General features: G+C 30.0%; 1 protein-coding gene. It reads left to right on the top strand.

Translation table 11 applies throughout. The features are described 5' to 3' along the window. Window positions 1-370, top strand: a 370-nt coding sequence (locus CD113_RS10055; protein WP_142380903.1) for a transposase, incomplete at both ends; no start/stop codon positions are given.

Below are 370 nucleotides of genomic sequence, written 5' to 3'. Positions count from 1 at the left end.
AAAAAGTTAAAAAGAAATTTGATGATTATTCTGAACGAAAGTCGAAGTACGAAGAGCAAAAAGCAATTCTTCAAGACCGTAATAGTTATTCTAAAACAGATCATGACGCTACCTTTATGAGAATGAAAGAAGATCATATGAAAAATGGACAACTTAAACCAGGATACAATTTACAAATAGCGACAAATTCACAATTTGTTTTATCATATGATGTTTACCAAAATCCAACAGATACTAGAACTTTAATACCGTTTTTAACTTTGATTAAAGAAACCTACGGTTATTTACCTGAGTATATTGTCGCTGATGCTGGTTATGGTAGTGAACAAAATTACATGGCTATTATAGATGATTTTAATAGAACACCATT

Source organism: Staphylococcus simiae, from assembly GCF_002902085.1.
In the GTDB taxonomy this organism is placed as follows: Bacteria; Bacillota; Bacilli; order Staphylococcales; family Staphylococcaceae; genus Staphylococcus; species Staphylococcus simiae.
This window is presented reverse-complemented; position numbering and strand designations above follow the sequence as displayed.